The following is an 18,111-nucleotide window of genomic DNA, read 5'->3' as shown; positions in this document are numbered from 1 at the left end:
AAAAAGGCAGCCAAAGGGCTGCCTAAAAAGCTAGGGTAATAGCTAAACCAGCAAATCCTGCTGCTGGCAAAGGGATAGCGTTTTAACTAACCAAGCCATTGCGGCCCATAATCTCCTGAATTTCAGGCAGAGATGCAGGGTCATCAATAGTTGATGGTACGGTGTAATCTTTACCATCAGCTATCTGACGTAACAGCTTACGTAGAATTTTGCCTGAACGGGTTTTAGGCAGGCGCTGCACCACAACAGCACGCTTAAAGCACGCCACAGCACCGATCTCTTTACGTACCATGGCCACCAGCTCAGCTTCAAGTTCAGCTTCTTCTAACTCGACACCGTTCTTCAGCAATACCAGACCGACCGGCTGCTGGCCTTTGAGTGGATCATTGATACCGATAACAGCACATTCTGCAACGGCCGGATGATCAGCAACAATCTCTTCCATCTCGCCGGTAGAAAGACGATGACCAGCAACGTTAATAACATCATCGGTACGGCCCATAATAAATACGTAGCCATCTTCATCTTTATAGCCACCATCACCGGAACTGTAATAACCCGGGAATTCAGACAGATAACCAGTACGGAAGCGCTCAAAATCACCCCATACAGTCGGCAGACAGCTTGGTGGCAACGGTAGTTTAAGTACGATATTGCCCTGCTCACCATTGGGTAACTCATTACCTTCATGGTCCAGTATCTGGACATTGAAGCCCGTCACAGGAACAGTAGATGAACCTGGCTTCGGCTCAAGGGTCTCAACTCCCGTCAGGTTGCCACAGATCGCCCAACCGGTTTCGGTCTGCCACCAGTGATCGATAACCGGCTTACCCAGAGTATCTTTCGTCCAGTGATAAGTAGGCGGATCAAGGCGTTCACCTGCCATGAAGACGGTTTCAAGCTTGCTCAGGTCATACTGTTTAAGCAGCTCGGAATCTGGATCTTCCTTCTTAATGGCCCGGAAAGCTGTTGGTGCGGCAAACAGAGCTTTAGCACCATATTCAGCACAGACACGCCAGAAAGCACCTGCATCCGGAGTACGGATCGGCTTTCCTTCGTAAACAACGGTTGTACAACCCGCTAGCAACGGGCCGTAAACAATATACGAGTGCCCCACCACCCAGCCAACATCAGAAGCCGCCCAGAACACATCACCCGGATCCATGTTGTAAATCGCTTTCATACTGTATTTAAGAGCGACCGCATGGCCACCATTATCACGCACAACGCCTTTAGGCTTACCGGTGGTGCCTGAGGTATAAAGAATGTATAAAGGATCGGTGGCTTTAACAGGGGTGCAGTCCGCAGGTTCTGCGGTTGCTACAGCTGTCGCCCAGTCCAGGTCACGACCTTCAATCATCGAAGCGACGGCCTGCTCACGTTGGAACACGATGCAGCTACTTGGCTTATGGGCAGACTTTTCAATCGCCTGATCAAGTAACGGCTTGTACTCAATAACTTTTGCTATTTCGATACCGCAAGACGCTGTCACTATAACCTTGGGTTCAGCATCATCAATACGTACTGCCAGCTCTTGCGGAGCAAAACCACCAAAGACAACAGAATGAATAGCACCAAGGCGAGCCACAGCCAGCATCGCAATTACCGCTTCAGCGATCATTGGCATATAGATAACGACACGATCGCCCTTCTCGACTCCCTGACTTTTCAGGACGCCAGCGAACTTAGCAACAGCATCGCGCAGTTCAGTGTAGGTATAACGTTGCTTAACATTAGTTACAGGGGAATCAAAGATCAGTGCATCCTGATCACCACGACCACTGTTCACATGGTGATCCAGTGCCAGGTAGGCGGTGTTCATTTCACCATCAGCGAACCAGCGATGGATACCATTATCATCTTTACTCAGGATGGTTTCAGGCTTCTTGAACCACTCAACCGCTTCGGCTTTTTCAGCCCAGAATGCTTCTGGTGTTTCGATCGATTTTTTATATTCGTCTATATAGGACATAGCACTGGCCCTTTGCTGTAACTGTTTTATGAGAATCAGTCAGGATGCATCCGCTTATAATTATTTTTAGTTCTACTAATGTTTTGCGGTACAGCCACTTAAGAGACCCTACTTTAACTGAGAAAAACACCAATTAAACTACTACAAAAGGCTAAATTGTCTACGATATGATAAATGTGAGCATGTTTTTTGAATAAAAGTGACGATTTGATCGAGATTTTAATACTGACGCAGATCAATTGTCGACAATCCTGAGTTTCACCCAATCGCTACTGACATTCGATTCAGGCATAAAAAAAGCTGCCATACGGCAGCTTTAATAAACAACCTGTCGCGGTAAATCAGTTACTTTCCTGAACCGCGATGCTGTTTTTAATACCGGTCATCAGATTTCGCTGATGAAGCTCTTCATCACTCACCCTATGAGCATCATTTTCATTCTTTGCATTTTCAAAGTAACACAAGGTCGGCTGATAGGTTTCAGCTTCCTGTTCGTTAACCTGAATATAAGAGCAGATAATCAGAAGGTCTCCCTTAGATGCCAGATGCGCGGCAGCGCCATTGACTGAGATAACACCACTGTTATCTTCTGCACGAATCGCATAGGTAGTAAAACGCTCACCGTTATTGATGTTATAGATATGTACCTGCTCGTACTCCTTAATGCCGGAGCGCTCAAGCAGAACACCATCGATAGCACAGGAACCTTCATAATGAAGTTCTGCATGGGTGACCGTTACTCGATGCAATTTAGCCTTCAAGAATGTTTGCAGCATATTTATAACCTGAATCTCTGTTTGCCGGTCAGTCCGGACTTTCCTTTATTCCGGTTGTCTTTTCTGTGCATATGAGCAGCGTAAGCATAACCGGCGTTTCCAGCTAATAACCTTGTGTTACCAGCACGATACAATTAGCCCGTAGGCATCGATCTACGTAAATAAACGACGATAAAACAAATCAGGTAAGCATATGGTTAACTTAAGTTATGTTTATACTTACTTTTTGTCGGGCGGCGCAATTGTACCAGCAAATCACAAAATATTAAGAGCTAAAATTAAGAACCTGCAATAAGAGCTATGCAGGACAATGTCCGTATATACCCTGTTCGCTGGTACATCAACTCCCTTATAACTGAATGAAATTAATAAATTTCATAGCTAAACCCTAATTTTATTCATACAGATATGAAGCTATCTCACCCAAAACTTTGATAATTGATATAAAATAGCCTGCTTTACAATAAGTTATGGGTAGGGAACCTGCGAATAAGTTCAGAGCTTATTATCAACATCCTTAGTCACCAGCATATAGGCCTCATCGTGTCAGCAGTCATCGCAGTCGATCAAACAGAACAGTTAAAGCAAGCCCTCTCAGAACGCATACTCGTTCTTGATGGCGGCATGGGTACCATGATCCAGGACTACAAGCTGGAGGAATCGGATTACCGCGGTGATCGTTTTGCTGATTGGCATATAGATGTTAAAGGTAATAATGACCTTCTGGTGCTGACTAAACCCGACATAATCCAGGCAATTCATCGCGCTTATCTCGACGCCGGCGCTGACATTATTGAAACTAATACATTTAATGCGACTTCCATTGCGATGGCTGATTACGGCATGGAATCGATCAGCCGTGAGATCAACCTTGTTGCGGCACAACTTGCTAAAGCAGCAGCCGATGAAGTAACCGCGAATAATCCTGAACGCCCACGTTATGTCGCGGGCGTACTTGGACCTACCAACCGTACCTGCTCTATTTCGCCAGATGTAAACGATCCTGGTTTCCGAAATGTCAGCTTCGATCAGCTGGTGGAAGCCTACACCGAATCGATGGATGGCCTGGTTAAAGGTGGTTCAGATATTATTCTGATTGAAACCATCTTCGATACCCTGAACGCCAAAGCCGCAATCTTCGCTGTGGATCAGTACTTCGAAGATAATAACCTGCGTCTGCCGGTTATGATTTCCGGCACTATCACCGATGCATCCGGCCGTACTTTATCCGGTCAGACTACTGAAGCGTTCTGGAACTCTGTGCGGCATATTAAACCGATCTCGATCGGTCTGAACTGTGCGTTGGGTCCGCAAGAGTTACGTCAGTATGTTGAAGAGCTCTCTCGTATTGCGGACACTTATGTTTCTGCCCACCCTAACGCCGGTCTGCCTAATGCCTTTGGCGGTTATGATGAAACACCGGCACAGATGGCGTCAGAAATTCGTGAGTGGTCTGAAGCTGGCTTCCTGAACATTATCGGCGGCTGCTGTGGTACTACCCCTGAGCACGTGACTGCGATGGGTAATGCAGCCAATGAACACCCGCCCCGCCAGATCCCTGAAATCAGTATTGAGTGTCGTCTGGCTGGCTTAGAGCCACAAAACATTAACAAGGATACTTTGTTTGTAAACGTTGGTGAGCGGACTAACGTGACTGGTTCCGCGATTTTCAAGCGTCTGATCAAAGAAGGCGACTATGAAACAGCTCTGGATGTTGCCCGTCAACAGGTTGAAAACGGCGCCCAGATCATCGATATCAATATGGATGAAGGCATGCTCGATGCTGAAGCTGCCATGGAACGTTTTCTTAAACTGATCGCCTCAGAGCCCGATATCTCCCGCGTGCCGATCATGATCGACTCATCTAAATGGGAAGTCATTGAAGCAGGCCTGAAGTGTATTCAGGGTAAAGGCGTAGTGAACTCTATCAGCCTGAAAGAAGGCGAAGAGAAGTTTATCCAACAGGCAAACCTGCTGCGCCGCTACGGAGCAGCAGTGGTTGTTATGGCCTTTGATGAAACCGGACAGGCCGATACTGTTGAGCGTAAAAAAGAGATCTGTGCCCGCTCCTATAAAGTGTTAACTGAAACAGTTGGTTTTCCCCCGGAAGACATCATCTTCGATCCAAACATCTTTGCGGTAGCGACCGGTATTGATGAACATAACAATTACGCGCTGGACTTTATTCAGGCGACCGGCTGGATCAAGCAGAACCTCCCTTATGCGATGATTTCAGGTGGTGTCTCTAACGTATCGTTCTCCTTCCGGGGTAATAACCCGGTGCGGGAAGCGATTCACTGTGTATTCCTTTACCATGCGATTCAGCAAGGCATGGATATGGGTATCGTTAACGCCGGCCAGCTGGCGATCTATGATGACCTGCCGGAAGAACTGCGTGTTGCTGTTGAAGCGGTAATCCTCAACACCTCAGACGAAGCCACTGAAAACCTGCTGGCGATCGCAGAGAAATACCGTGGTGACGGCGCTAAAGCAGAAGAAGTTACCCAGGAATGGCGCAACCTGCCCGTGAAAGAGCGACTTTCTCACGCACTGGTTAAAGGTATTGCCGAGTTTATCGATACTGATGTCGAGGAAGCCCGTCAACAGTTTGATCGCCCGATTGAAGTGATTGAAGGCCCTCTCATGGACGGCATGAGCATCGTAGGTGATCTGTTTGGCGCCGGTAAGATGTTCCTGCCTCAGGTTGTTAAGTCGGCCCGGGTAATGAAGAAAGCGGTAGCTTACCTGATGCCGTTTATCGAAGAAGAGAAGCAAGGTGCACCCGGCGGCAGTAACGGTAAAATTCTGATGGCTACCGTTAAAGGCGACGTGCATGATATCGGCAAAAATATTGTAGGCGTAGTACTGCAATGTAATAACTACGAAATTATCGATCTGGGCGTAATGGTATCGGCAGAAACGATTCTGCGAACTGCCCGGGAAGAAAATGTCGATATCATCGGTCTGTCCGGACTGATCACACCGTCCCTTGATGAGATGGTGCATGTGGCAAAAGAGATGGAGCGACAAGGCTTTGATATCCCGCTAATGATCGGTGGTGCAACCACCTCAAAAGCCCATACGGCAGTGAAGATCGATCCGGCATTTAACCGCGATCAGGTGGTGCATGTTACTAACGCTTCCCGCGCTGTTAACGTTGCCAGCACCCTTCTTTCCAAAGAAAGAAAACTACCTTATATCAAAGAGATACAGGATGATTATGAAGCAGTGCGCGAACGCCACGCGGAGCGCATGACTCAAGCGCGCAGAGTCAATCTGGAGCAAGCCCGGGCCAATAAATTCAACATCGACTGGAGCGACTATACCCCGCCCGTTCCAGCACAGTCGGGCACCCGGGTATTTGAAGATATCGACCTGAATGAGTTAAAAGACTATATCGACTGGACGCCGTTTTTCCATACCTGGGAACTGGCAGGCCGTTACCCGCGCATTCTTACCGATGAGGTTATTGGTGAAGAAGCAACCCGCCTGTTTAACGATGCTCAGCTGATGCTAAACGATATTATTGATAACAAAAAACTACAGGCAAAAGCCGTTCTGGGCTTATTCCCTGCCAACAGTGTTAATCATGATGATATCGAACTTTATACAGATGAGTCTCGCTCTGAAGTGCTAACCACCCTGCACCACCTGCGCCAGCAGGTTGAAAAGACCGACGGTAAGGCCAATATGTGCCTGACAGACTTTATCGCTCCTAAAGAGAGCGGTAAGGCTGATTACTTCGGAGCATTCGCTGTAACGGCAGGTATCGGTGATCAGGCAATGATCGACGCCTATGAAGCAGATCACGACGATTATCACAGCATCATGGTGAAAGCACTGGCTGACCGTCTGGCAGAAGCGCTGGCGGAATACATGCATGCCCGCACCCGTCGCGAGTTCTGGGGTTACGCTGCAAATGAAGGCCTGAATAACGACGATCTGATCAAGGAAAAGTATCAGGGTATCCGCCCTGCGCCTGGCTACCCAGCCTGCCCTGAGCACACCGAGAAAGACAGGCTTTGGCAACTGCTTGATGTAGAAAGCCAGATCGGTATGGCCCTGACTGACAGCTACGCAATGCTGCCAACCGCTTCTGTCAGTGGCTGGTACTTCAGCCATCCTCAATCACAGTACTTCGGTGTTGCCAAAATCGGCGAAGACCAGGTTGAATCGTACGCTCAGCGCACAGGAATGGAAAAGTCTGTAGCAGAACGCTGGCTATCCCCTAACCTGGGCTACGAGCCAGAAGAGGGTTGATTACAACGCTGCCATAAAAAAAACCGCCTTTTGGCGGTTTTTTTATTTCAGATTCCAGTGGTTAGTACCCAGCAAGCGCATCTGCCGCTGAATCCAGCTACTACGCTGCCAGACATAATTACTGGGTTTAGCAGCACTCATTCGATAAGGGTTTGGCAAAACAGCCGCCAGTCGCGCCGACTGTGAGCGACTAAGCTGTGCAGCGGGTTTGTTGTAAAATGCCTGACTGGCAGCCTCGACGCCATAAATACCCGGCCCGAACTCTACAATATTGAGATAGACCTCTAAAATTCTTGGCTTATCCCACAGCAGCTCCATTAGCAAAGTGAAGCCAGCTTCTATCCCTTTTCTGAAATAACTTTTGGCCGGCCAGAGAAACAGGTTTTTTGCGGTTTGCTGGCTCAGTGTGCTGGCACCGCGCACGGCTCCACCTGAATTATTACTGGTGATCGCCTTTGAAATAGATACCAGATCCAGCCCCCAATGACTCGGGAACAATTGATCCTCTGCTGCAATAACTGCTAACTGCATTGATGGTGATATCTTATCTAAAGGCACCCACTCATGGCTGCTTTGGCTTGGATAGCTTACCGGCGGTGACATTTCACGCTGCAATTGCCACATCCAGATCGACGGATCGATAAAACGCAACGCCAACACCAGTAATACTGGTACAGCGATAGCGAACAGCATGGAATAAATTAGCCATTTACGAACCGAAAAGCGGACAACCATTAAGCAAGAACCATCTGACAGTAGACACCTACAACTTTAGAGATGCTGAATCATACCGAAAACTGACTACTTTTTGAACAGCTATAAAAGCCTGCTGATAAAGGTCGCTGAGTATGATTAACTAAACAAAGCCACCAATAAGCAGGGTTATTAAAAGGTGTTACCGTATTAAGCTACCTCAGATGGGTGTTTGTGTGCTGACTTTTACCAGGAACAACTATGGCAATTAATCTGGAATCCGTATTAGTAATAGGCGTATCCAGCCGGGCGCTTTTTGATCTCGAGCATGAGAACGATATCTACCAGCAACAGGACATCGACGCTTATCGGCGTCATCAGCTTGATCAGGAAGAAGTACTGTTACAAAAAGGCACCGCCTACCACCTGGTTGAAAGCTTGTTAAAACTGAACCAATTATCGGATGAAAGGCTGGTAGAAGTTGTAGTAATGTCCAAGAACAGCCCGGATACCGGCCTGAGAGTTCTGAAAGCAATACAACATTACGGACTGGATATCAGCCGCTCTGCCTTTACCGGCGGTGAATCGCTGGCCCCTTTTCTCAGCTCTTACTCAGTTGATCTGCTGCTCACCAGACATCAGGATGACGCACAGGTCGCTATAGATACTGACAACTGCGCTGCCGCTCTCATCTATGACCCGCCGGAAAGCTACCAGCCTGATCAGGACAAGATACGCATCGCCTTTGACGCCGACGCGGTCATCTTTTCAGACGAATCTGAGTACATTTACAAAACTGAGGGACTGGAGCGCTTTCAACAAAATGAAGCCGATAACGAAGATATCGCATTAACAGACGGACCTTTTGCCAAACTGATCAGAATGCTGTCACGACTCAATCAAAAGATCGGTGCTGAGCACTCTCCACTCAGCTTATCCATTGTTACCGCCCGCAACGGCCCTGCGCACTTGAGGGTAATCAAGACGTTGAGAAAATGGAATGTGTATATTGATCAGGCATTCTTTCTTGGTGGTATGAGCAAGGAACAGGTACTCTGTGCGCTACAGCCGCACATATTTATTGATGATCAACCTACACATGTAGCACCGGCATCAAAGCGGGTACCTAGTAGTCAGGTCCCTTATCGTAGTGACTCACCGATACAAAAATTAAAACAAAAACAATAGTTCAGGGAGCAACAACATGAGCGAGATAGCAAAGACACCACAGCCACCCTATTACGCCGTCATTTTTACATCCGAAAGAACTGAAGGGGATCAGGGCTATGCCGATATGGCCAATCGTATGGTCGAACTGGCAGAGCAGCAACCGGGCTTTCTGGGTATAGAATCGGCAAGAGACAATGTCGGTATTACAGTTTCATACTGGCAAAGCCTGGAAGCGATAAAGGACTGGAAACAACAAAGTGAACACCAGGCTGCACAATCCAGTGGTAAAGAGCTCTGGTATAGCAATTACCGGATTCGTATCAGTAAAGTAGAACGCGAATACGGGATTTAGCATTTACCACAACACCATAGCGCTGTTTGCCAGAAGCTCATTCAAGCCTGACCGCCAGGTAAAAATTTCCCGTAACCCGGTTAAGGGAACAAAAAAAACAGCCTTTTCAGGCTGTTTTTTTATATTTATATCGCTTTAACCCTGGAGCTTGCCGGAGCGTCCTTCTTCCCCATCATTGCAACGATACCGGCACTCGATACCAGCAATATACCGAGCCAGGTGTTAATGCCCAGCAACTCACCCCAGATTAGCCAGCCAAATAATGCCGCGATGGCTACCGAGCCATATGTATAAGGCGCAAGTTGACCCGCCGGTGCCAGTCCATAGGCTTTACTCAGGAAGAGCTGCGCGACGGTCGATGTTACCGCTAGCAATACCAACCAACCCAGGTGCTCTAAAGTCATCGACTGCCAGCTCAGATAAGCGGGTATGGATGAAAAAATAGCACTAAAGAAAGCAAAGTAAAAAACGATTCTTTGGGGTGATTCTGTATCGCGCATACGACGTATGGTGACTTTCGCCAACGCCCCCAGACAAGCCCCCGCTAACGCAATCAGAATACCGCTATTAAAAGCCCCCTCCTGTGGATTCAATATCAGGAAAACACCAATAAAGCCCACCAGAATTGCTAACTTCACAATTTTGGGAACACTCTCTCCCAGCCACCAGAAAGCGATCAGTGGCATAAAAAATGGTGCTGTCTGTTTCAGCAATGCTGCTTGCGCCAGTGGCAGGTGCCCCCATGAATAGAACAAACAGGTCATAGCAGTAACGCCAACCCCTGCACGCATAAGATGAAAGCGCAGCTTAGATGTTTTCAGGGCGCCGCTACCATTACGAATCAGCCAGGGAATAAACAGTGGCAGCCCCAGTAGATTGCGAAAGAAAACAATCATCTCAGTAGGCAGCTCACCTGACACCTGTTTGATAATCATACCGGCTAAAACCAGAAACATTTCAGAGACCAGTATGAGCCCGGCCCCCATCAGAAAATTGTTAGGCATAATAAAAAAGGCCTCACCGCTATGCTGCGTGAGGCCCGTATAACTCCCGGCCTGTCAGTATCAGATAGCAATAATATCGAATTGTTGATCCAGTTCTGCAGCCGCCTGAGGATTGGTCACCACCGCAACGCTGGCGTTATCATTATTCAGATACTGTTCTGCTACACGCAGCAGGTCGTCTAAAGAGACCTGCAGAATACGCTGACGGAAACGCTTACGCTGGTCAGCAGTACGGCCAAACAACTCACTATGATATGCCTGCTTGGCTTCACCGGCTGGAGAGCCCGGCTTATCGATACTACTCACGATACCCAGAATCGCTTCTTCAAGCTTCTGAGGCTCGTGTTCAGTCTCTCGTAACCAGCTAAGCGATGCATCAAAATCACTCAGCGTTTCAGTCAGACGTGGATCACGGTACGAAAAGAATCGGAATACTGCATCTGCAGAATCCTGCCCCGCGCCACTACCATATGCGCCGCCCTGCTCGCGAATTGCACGGTGCAGATAACCGTTACGCAGAAAATCACCCAGTACAGTCAAGGCTGCAGAATCAGGATGCTCAACCGGTACTGTTGGATAAGCTTTAGCACAAAAGTTAACTTGCGTACTAGTGGTCCAGGCTTGCTTTACCGGGCTACGTGTTTGAGCCAGATTCAAGCCAGTAAAGCCTTCAATAACGGTCTGCTTCTGCCACTGTCCGGCCATTGTTGCAGCCAGCTCTTGCTGATGCTCAGGCTCTGCGACTAGCAGGAAGCGGCGTGGTGCAGCCAACAGCTTCTGATGTATCGCAGCCAGCTTATCAGCCAGTTGCTGCAATACTGAGGCATCATTAAGACTGTCATCAAGCTCTTTAACTGCCCGAATACTCTCCAGGCCACGTAGCTTATGCGCCAATGCCGCTGCAGGTGCAAACTGGCTAACCGCTGCCGAGATGGCCAGGCTGTGACCCTGCCCCGTAATACTCTGCTCTTTTCGGGTTCGTTGCTGGGCAACTAACTCTCTGATCCGGCTTAATTCATCGAACTTCACGCTGGTCAGTGTCTTAAACATCAATTCAGTAAGATCAGCCTGCTTGCTAAGCAGCGCCTTACCCGAAAGAGTCATATAACCCGATGTTTGTTGCTCATCATCAATAGCGCCCCGTACCGAAGAATAAGCATGGATCCCCCCACATACCTGAGACTGCCACGCCTGGGTATCCTGATAATTGAGTTCGTTACAGCCCAGCTCGGTAATGCAGCTACTGTAAAGCGGAATCAATGCCAGCTCCGCTTCGCTCAACTCTGGCAGATCCATAATGATCTGCTGGTAAACCAGTCCGTTAGTACCCTGAGCATAAAAATCATAACTGAAATCGGATTCCTTTAGACCATCACCCAGGGGAATACGCATCTCGTTCGGAACATCAGCGATCGTCACTTTAGGTAAGACCGACTCATCATCAATCTGATGTTGACGTTCCTCAAGAGCGGCAGCCTGATCAATAATTGCCTGACGCTGCTTTTCGGTAAGACCCGCTTTAATTTTATCCAGAGCAGCGGTTTCAGCAGCATCCCGACGCTTTGCAAGATCGGCATCAGGACGCAAAGTAAGCCTTACCCGGTGAGCATTGTCTAACAACAACTCACGTACCAGATCAGGAATAAAGTCCCGATCTTTAATCGCATCGCGCAGTTGCTCTAATACCGGATCAAGATTTAACAAGGCGATAGGATCACCCCGATGAATGGCAGAAGAGAGTGAAGACAGGATCAGATTCATACCATAAGGGTAGCCATCACCGCTGATTTCACGCTGACTCAACTCAAGCTGATGAAGTGCAGCCTCAATTTGTTCCTGAGGTACACCTGTTTCAGCAACTTGCTGCAGGGTATCCATCACCAGCTGTTCAAACTCAGCAGCATTTTCAGGCTCACTACCTTCAATGCCACACATAAAGCCCATCTCACGGTTTGAATCTTCCAGACCGCACAAAGGTGAAGGAGACAAACCAAGTTCAGTCGTTTCTAACGCATAACGCAAAGGTGAAGAACTGTTGTCCAGTAATACCCGTGACAACAGGTGTGCTCTTAACTGTTGCTCAAGATCTATACTGGCGCCTAATAACCATCCCATAACATGGTGCGTTTTTGCACTACAATCCTCTTGCTCAAGGTCATAAGCCTCCTCAATCCGTAATGGCGAGAAGTAGCGCTTTTCATCTTCAACCCGAATCTCATCTTCAAGCTTTTCAAAGCGGGTAAGCGCCTGATCTTCAAAACGCTGCTGCAACTCAGCAACCGGAATGTCACCAAAGGTCATAATGACAGCATTAGAGGGGTGGTAGTGGCTCTTATAAAACTCGATTAGTTGCTCATAGCTAAGATCTGGAATCGCCTCAGGATCACCACCGGAGTTGTAATGGTATGTGGTCGATGGGAACAGATAGCGAGTCAGAGTTTGCCATAGAGTGGAGACCGGAGAGCTCATCGCCCCTTTCATCTCATTAAAAACAACACCTTTATATACCAACGGTGTTTCTGCATCAGCTGGTTCGGCAAATTCGACACGGTGACCTTCCTGCGCAAAATCAAGGGGATCAAGACGGGAAAAGAATACCGCGTCCAGATAAACATCCAGCAGGTTGAAATAATCTTTACGGTTTTGACTGGCAAACGGATAGGCGGTCCAGTCACTGCTGGTAAAAGCGTTCATAAACGTATTAAGAGAACGCCGGGTCATCATGAAAAAGGGATCTCTAACCGGATATTTTTCACTACCGCAGAGCGCTGTATGCTCAAGAATATGGGCAACGCCACAGTTGTCTTCAGGAACAGTACGAAAAGCCACCAGAAAAACATTCTCCTGATTCTCAGCTGCAATATGGTAATGCAATGCACCGGTTTTAGAATGCACATATTCCTGCATTTCAATCCCGAGGGATTCAATCGGTTCAGAGCGCTGTAGAGTAAAAGCTGGATGGCAATTCATTGCTGTATTCATCATATATATTGTCTTATAAAGCAGTCAGTTAAATGCATTGTAACTAAAAGCCTCTGGTTTCGCGCGTTACTCCTCTATTAATTATGATTTTTTCAGTTTTAACCAATTTAAATTACCACCACTCGCCATTCACCCTTTTAAACTTGCTCTGTCACATTTTTTTAACCAAAACTTATTAGAGTCTTATTGCGCCTAACGTCTTAAAAAGTATCATTTTTAGGAGTTATTTTTGCGTTGGTGCAGTGCAGCACAAAAATTGACTTTATTAGGTGTTGAGCATATAGTGTGCAAAAATTGCTGCAACGCACAAAGATTTAAACTCTCGCGACCACAGGTGAACAAACATGTATGAAGATATGATGAAGGACGTTCAGGAAAACATGAAGCCAGTTGTTGATATGGCTGAGATCAACAAAAAGGCTGCAGAGAAGCTTATTGCACTGCAATCTGGTTATGTTTCTGACTTTGTAAATGCCACCATGGCGCAGATGCAGGCCCTCTCTTCTGTAAAGGATCCTCAGCAAGCGATCGATCTTCAGGTTGAGTATGTTAAGGCGCTTGAGCTCAAACTGACCAACGTTGCAGAAGAAGAGATGGCAACCCTGAACGCAGCTAAAGAAGAACTGACTGCTGTTATCGAAAAAAGTTTTGATGGTCTGGGCCTGCCTGACATGAATAAATTCATGACTACAGCAACGGATGCAACTAAGGCAGCAGCACCAGCTAAGCCGGCAGCCAAGAAAGCCGCACCAAAGTCAGCCCCTAAAAAAGCAGCAGCACCGGCTAAAAAAGCAGCAGCTAAGTCTGCTCCTAAAAAAGCAGCCCCTAAAAAAGCAGCAGCACCGGCTAAGAAAGCAGCCCCTAAAGCTGCACCGAAAGCTGCTGCAAAGCCCGCGACTGCTACACCTAAAGCAGCAGCTCCTGCTGTTAAAGCCGCAGCAAAGCCTGTAGTAGCAGCACCTAAAGCCACTACTGCTAAGGTAGAAACCAAAAAGACTGAAGCGGCTAAATAAACTGCTTTAAGCTATTAATTTGGTTAAAAAAAACGGAGCCTGAGGCTCCGTTTTTCTTATATCTCTTCTCCCCGCGCTTTTTTACAATTCTTCGCCTCTGGACTTTTTATATCTTTTCGCCTTTTGCTAGGGCCGGCAACTTGCCTTCAAGTCCCATTGCGTAGCGCATCACTTTATTTCTGGCTGGCGATAATCGTTCGGCGGCACCTAAACCTATATTGCGCAACAGCTTAAGTGGTAACAGATCATTTGAAAAAATACGATAAAAGCTATCCATCAGCTGCATCATCAGCAGATTGTGCGAGCGACGTTGTTGCTCATATTGCTTAAGTATTTCATAACTACTGATATCCTCACCGGCCCGGTGAGCATTTAATAAAGTCTCAGCCAACACTGCGGCATCAAGCAGACCAATATTAACGCCCTGCCCGGCCAGCGGATTGATCATATGGGCGGAGTCGCCCGCCAACGCAACCCCCTCTTTTACATACTGTTGCGCATGTTGGCGACGCAAAGGAAAAGCCCCCCGATCAAGCAGTTGATCGATTACACCTAAACAAGCTGGGAAAGTACGCTGTAATTGCTCTAAAAACTGCTCATCATTGAGTTGTAACAACCTTTTTACTTCAGCCGGCTTGTTATACCAAACCAATGATGCACGACTACCCGATAATGGCAGAAACGCCAGAGGGCCCGTACTGGTAAATTGCTGCCAGGTTATATCCTGTTGCGGATAGTCTGTAATCACCGAAGCCACCAGCGCGTGCTGATCATAATCCCAGCTGTGCACACCAATACCAGCAGCAGCTCTTACCCGAGACATGCCGCCATCGGCAGCAACCAGAACTTTGCCAATAATTTCACGACCATCAGCCAGGCGAACCATGCTACAGCCCGGTGAATAATCAATCGACTCAGTATCAACCGGACAAAACAACTCAATATTATCGAAACTCTTTAGCTTCTCTAACAGCGCCAATTGAATAATTCTGTTTTCAACAATGAAGCCCAGGTGATCAGAGCCTATATGATCGCTGTTAAATTCAGTAGAAGCCCGCTGTTCATCAACTTCCCAGACTTTCATTCTTCGGTACGGGCAGACCCTTCGGCTCGCTATTCCATCCCAGACACCTAGTGTCGTCAGAATATTTTCCGAAGCGATACTCAATGCGGAAACCCGCAGATCATGCTCAGATTCAGAATTAAAACTATCAGGGGAATGCTGCTCAATAACCGCTATTTTAAGATCACTATTGCCCAGCGCGGCAGCAATGGTAGCACCTACCATTCCACCACCAACAATCAGCAGATCAAAGCTGTTTTTCATCTCCAGATCACCATTAAAATAATCGTTGTTATCAGCGTACATTGAAGCTCTGGAATTGTACCTAGGCTCCTCCCCTTTCTGAAGTTATTTTATTTCTGTTTTTTATAACTACCTGAATCGGGGAATGAAAGCATGCAACATCCAGAAATATATGATATTTGTTGGTAAGCTAATGCAGGATAAGCATTGGAATTTCAGTAAATTACTCGAACAGGCATGGACAGTTGAATTCAGAGCAACCCGTTAAAGAGGATAGGTCTGGCCTGATTGTCAGGCAACCAATCTTTAATGAGCAACTTAAAGTTGTCTCATATCAGCTGTGCTATGAAAAAAACCTGGAACCGGGTAACGCCCTGTTAATGGACGGACCTTCTGCGGCCACCCTGCTACTCTCAACTTATGCCAGTCTGAGTCAGGATGGCAATATTCGCAAAGTACCGCTGTTTTTACCTTTCTCTGCAGAGCTACTGACAGAAACCGATCTGCCTCATCTACCTAAGCGCAATATGCTGATTGAGATCCCTCCCAACACTAAAGTTACCCGGGCGCTGCTGTTTAGTATTGTCTCTCTCAGGCAGGAAGGCTATCGCATAGTGCTGGATGGTTTTGCTTTACAAAAGCATCTATTTCCCCTGTTGCGCTTCGCCAATATCATAAAAGTTGATATGGCCCGTACACCCAGAAAAAAACTACTGGGCATGCTAAAAATACTACGTAAATTAAAGGGCACTCTGCTGGCTCAGAATGTTGATACATTCGATACCCTTCAGATATGCAAGCGCGCGGGCTTTAAACTGTTTCAGGGCTCTTTCATCAGCAAACCTGCAACAGTACACAACGATACAATTTCCACTAAAAGCGCGGCTTTATTGCAACTGATTCAGGCATTACAAAAACCTGAGATCAAGCCACAGGAGATTGAAAGTCTGGTCATTCTTGATCCAATTCTGAGCTTTAAGATGTTACGGGTCATCAACTCCGCAGCCTACAGCCTGCCTAATAAAATAGAGTCGTTACAACAAGCTATCGTAATGCTGGGACTTGATCAGATACGCAGTTGGGCGACGATCATCATGCTGAGTAATCAGGAAGGCAAACCAGAAGAATGGTCACGCAACCTGATCGCCAGAGCCAGAATGTGTGAGTTGCTGGCGGAACTGGACGGTCACCCCAAACCTGAATCCGCATTTCTGGTGGGTATGCTATCCCTGCTTGACCTTCTGCTTGAGGCCCGCATCGAGCTAATTCTGGAGCAGGTCGCTGTAGATGAAGAAGTTAAAATTGCAGTACTTAAACATCACGGCCCGCTTGGCAAAATATTACATGCCGTTATCAGCTTTGAAAATGGTGACTGGGGCGTGGTAAAACGCTGCGGTATCCCTGAAATGCTATTTAAACCCGCCTATCGTCATAGCATGAACTGGACAGAGAGCGCGATGCAGGCGATCCATCAGGAATAAGGCGGACTTTTAGGAATTATTCTTATATATTCTAAACACTTAATTATTTAATGTGACTCATTTTTATTTAAACCTGAATTCAAGGATGAATTATGGCTCGGTCAAATGTTTTTGTCGGATTGATTTCTGTCAGTGTTATTGTCTCAGGCTGCGGTGGAAGCGGCAGCAAATCAAATAGCTCATACATCACTGTAGCAATTCCCGCGACTTCGTCAGAGAGAAGCTACACTGCACCAGCCCCCAATTATCAAGTTACATCTGTAGGTAGCCGTTCAGATAATTTGGCGCAAAATGTAATTATCAGCTCGGATACCAATGGCACTATTCAAAACATTGAATTCCAGACCAATGAAGGCGTTATCAGCTGGGATAGAAGTAGTGGTGATCAGATCACAACGACTTCGGAATCAGGCGCTTTTTTCACTGAATTAACTAGTCAGGATAATACTAAGCAAGGCATCATCGTAACTCTGGACGACTATCAAAGCTATGGCATCTGGTTAACTGGTTTGGATACTGGTAATGGCTCATTTGGTGCTGTTTCAAGCGGCGAGTTAACTCCCTACACGAATATTCCAACAACAGGCAATTTCTCATTTATTGGTACAACGCTGGGGTCATATATTGATTCTTCAGGCAACTACTACGCAACGACCAGCCAACTAAATGCAGATGTAGACTTCAACAGCCGAAGCCTCAGCTTAGAGACCAGTGGTACGATTAAAGTAGATTTAATCGGTAACGAACTGGATGCATTTGATCTTAACCTGGAAGGAAATTTAACTTACGCGGGCTCTAACCATTTGTCTGGGAATATTAATACGACAAATGCCGGAAACAGCCTTACGGGAACGGTGAGTGGCCATTTCTACGGCCCAAATACTGAGCAATTAGGCGGCGTTTTTGATCTAAGTTCTGATGGATTAGAGACATTAACCGGGTCGTTTGGTGCGATTAAACTCTGATGCTGCATTCCTTGAAAGTTGCTTTGGTAATATTTTTTTACTTAAGCAGCTTTACCCTAGCTCACAGCGCTAACTCTACTAATAACACTTCTGGTCTGCTGCCTGAAAAACAGACACAAAACCTCTTTAATCTGGCA

12 protein-coding genes are annotated in these 18,111 nt (G+C 47.0%); 6 read left to right on the top strand and 6 right to left on the bottom strand.

The window, feature by feature from the left end; translation table 11 throughout:
* Positions 1-82: 82 nt before the first annotated feature.
* Both EHS89_RS15215 and panD read right to left on the bottom strand, forming a co-directional pair.
* Positions 83-1,972 (bottom strand): propionyl-CoA synthetase, encoded by a 1,890-nt coding sequence (locus EHS89_RS15215; protein WP_124927021.1) that lies wholly within the window; start codon positions 1,970-1,972, stop codon positions 83-85.
* 341 nt (positions 1,973-2,313) lie between these two features.
* Positions 2,314-2,748, bottom strand: coding sequence for an aspartate 1-decarboxylase (gene panD / locus EHS89_RS15210; protein WP_124927020.1), 435 nt, complete (start codon positions 2,746-2,748; stop codon positions 2,314-2,316).
* Between the two features lie 540 nt (positions 2,749-3,288).
* Between panD and metH the strand changes: the two genes are divergently transcribed.
* Positions 3,289-7,008 (top strand): methionine synthase, encoded by a 3,720-nt coding sequence (gene metH / locus EHS89_RS15205; protein WP_373290108.1) that lies wholly within the window; start codon positions 3,289-3,291, stop codon positions 7,006-7,008.
* 42 nt (positions 7,009-7,050) lie between these two features.
* Here metH and mtgA read toward each other — a convergent pair whose 3' ends face one another.
* Entirely contained in the window at positions 7,051-7,743 is a 693-nt protein-coding gene (gene mtgA / locus EHS89_RS15200; RefSeq protein ID WP_124927019.1) for a monofunctional biosynthetic peptidoglycan transglycosylase, read from the bottom strand.
* A 219-nt stretch (positions 7,744-7,962) separates the two neighbouring features.
* Between mtgA and EHS89_RS15195 the strand changes: the two genes are divergently transcribed.
* Together EHS89_RS15195 and EHS89_RS15190 are read left to right on the top strand one after the other, a co-directional pair.
* Positions 7,963-8,889, top strand: coding sequence for a 5'-nucleotidase (locus tag EHS89_RS15195; protein WP_124927018.1), 927 nt, complete (start codon positions 7,963-7,965; stop codon positions 8,887-8,889).
* A gap of 16 nt (positions 8,890-8,905) precedes the next feature.
* Entirely contained in the window at positions 8,906-9,223 is a 318-nt protein-coding gene (locus EHS89_RS15190) for an antibiotic biosynthesis monooxygenase family protein (protein ID WP_124927017.1), read from the top strand.
* 125 nt (positions 9,224-9,348) lie between these two features.
* Here the strand turns inward: EHS89_RS15190 and EHS89_RS15185 are convergent, their stop codons facing one another.
* Both EHS89_RS15185 and EHS89_RS15180 read right to left on the bottom strand, forming a co-directional pair.
* On the bottom strand, positions 9,349-10,227 hold the full coding sequence (locus tag EHS89_RS15185; protein WP_229753775.1) for a DMT family transporter: 879 nt from the start codon (positions 10,225-10,227) through the stop codon (positions 9,349-9,351).
* Positions 10,228-10,287: 60 nt separating this feature from the next.
* Positions 10,288-13,209 (bottom strand): insulinase family protein, encoded by a 2,922-nt coding sequence (locus tag EHS89_RS15180; protein ID WP_373290107.1) that lies wholly within the window; start codon positions 13,207-13,209, stop codon positions 10,288-10,290.
* A 344-nt stretch (positions 13,210-13,553) separates the two neighbouring features.
* On the opposite strand from EHS89_RS15180, the gene EHS89_RS15175 reads away from it, so the two are divergent.
* Entirely contained in the window at positions 13,554-14,222 is a 669-nt protein-coding gene (locus tag EHS89_RS15175; protein WP_124927015.1) for a phasin family protein, read from the top strand.
* A gap of 106 nt (positions 14,223-14,328) precedes the next feature.
* Here EHS89_RS15175 and EHS89_RS15170 read toward each other — a convergent pair whose 3' ends face one another.
* Positions 14,329-15,591, bottom strand: coding sequence for a UbiH/UbiF/VisC/COQ6 family ubiquinone biosynthesis hydroxylase (locus EHS89_RS15170; protein ID WP_308430944.1), 1,263 nt, complete (start codon positions 15,589-15,591; stop codon positions 14,329-14,331).
* Between the two features lie 182 nt (positions 15,592-15,773).
* Between EHS89_RS15170 and EHS89_RS15165 the strand changes: the two genes are divergently transcribed.
* Together EHS89_RS15165 and EHS89_RS15160 are read left to right on the top strand one after the other, a co-directional pair.
* The gene (locus EHS89_RS15165; protein WP_124927014.1) at positions 15,774-17,009 is read left to right on the top strand and encodes an EAL and HDOD domain-containing protein; all 1,236 of its coding nucleotides are present in this window, start codon (positions 15,774-15,776) and stop codon (positions 17,007-17,009) included.
* A gap of 92 nt (positions 17,010-17,101) precedes the next feature.
* The gene (locus EHS89_RS15160) at positions 17,102-17,974 is read left to right on the top strand and encodes a transferrin-binding protein-like solute binding protein (protein ID WP_124927013.1); all 873 of its coding nucleotides are present in this window, start codon (positions 17,102-17,104) and stop codon (positions 17,972-17,974) included.
* The last annotated feature ends 137 nt before the right edge of the window (positions 17,975-18,111 follow it).

This window comes from Amphritea balenae (assembly GCF_003858655.1).
GTDB classification, from domain to species: Bacteria; Pseudomonadota; Gammaproteobacteria; order Pseudomonadales; family Balneatricaceae; genus Amphritea; species Amphritea balenae.
This window is presented reverse-complemented; position numbering and strand designations above follow the sequence as displayed.

Coding starts and splice junctions, on each gene's coding strand:
- EHS89_RS15215 (WP_124927021.1), bottom strand. CDS start 1,972: ATGTCCTATATAGACGAATATAAAAAATCGATCGAAACACCAGAAGCA.
- panD (WP_124927020.1), bottom strand. CDS start 2,748: ATGCTGCAAACATTCTTGAAGGCTAAATTGCATCGAGTAACGGTCACC.
- mtgA (WP_124927019.1), bottom strand. CDS start 7,743: ATGGTTGTCCGCTTTTCGGTTCGTAAATGGCTAATTTATTCCATGCTG.
- EHS89_RS15195 (WP_124927018.1), top strand. CDS start 7,963: ATGGCAATTAATCTGGAATCCGTATTAGTAATAGGCGTATCCAGCCGG.
- EHS89_RS15190 (WP_124927017.1), top strand. CDS start 8,906: ATGAGCGAGATAGCAAAGACACCACAGCCACCCTATTACGCCGTCATT.
- EHS89_RS15185 (WP_229753775.1), bottom strand. CDS start 10,227: ATGCCTAACAATTTTCTGATGGGGGCCGGGCTCATACTGGTCTCTGAA.
- EHS89_RS15180 (WP_373290107.1), bottom strand. CDS start 13,209: ATGAATACAGCAATGAATTGCCATCCAGCTTTTACTCTACAGCGCTCT.
- EHS89_RS15175 (WP_124927015.1), top strand. CDS start 13,554: ATGTATGAAGATATGATGAAGGACGTTCAGGAAAACATGAAGCCAGTT.
- EHS89_RS15170 (WP_308430944.1), bottom strand. CDS start 15,591: ATGTACGCTGATAACAACGATTATTTTAATGGTGATCTGGAGATGAAA.
- EHS89_RS15160 (WP_124927013.1), top strand. CDS start 17,102: ATGGCTCGGTCAAATGTTTTTGTCGGATTGATTTCTGTCAGTGTTATT.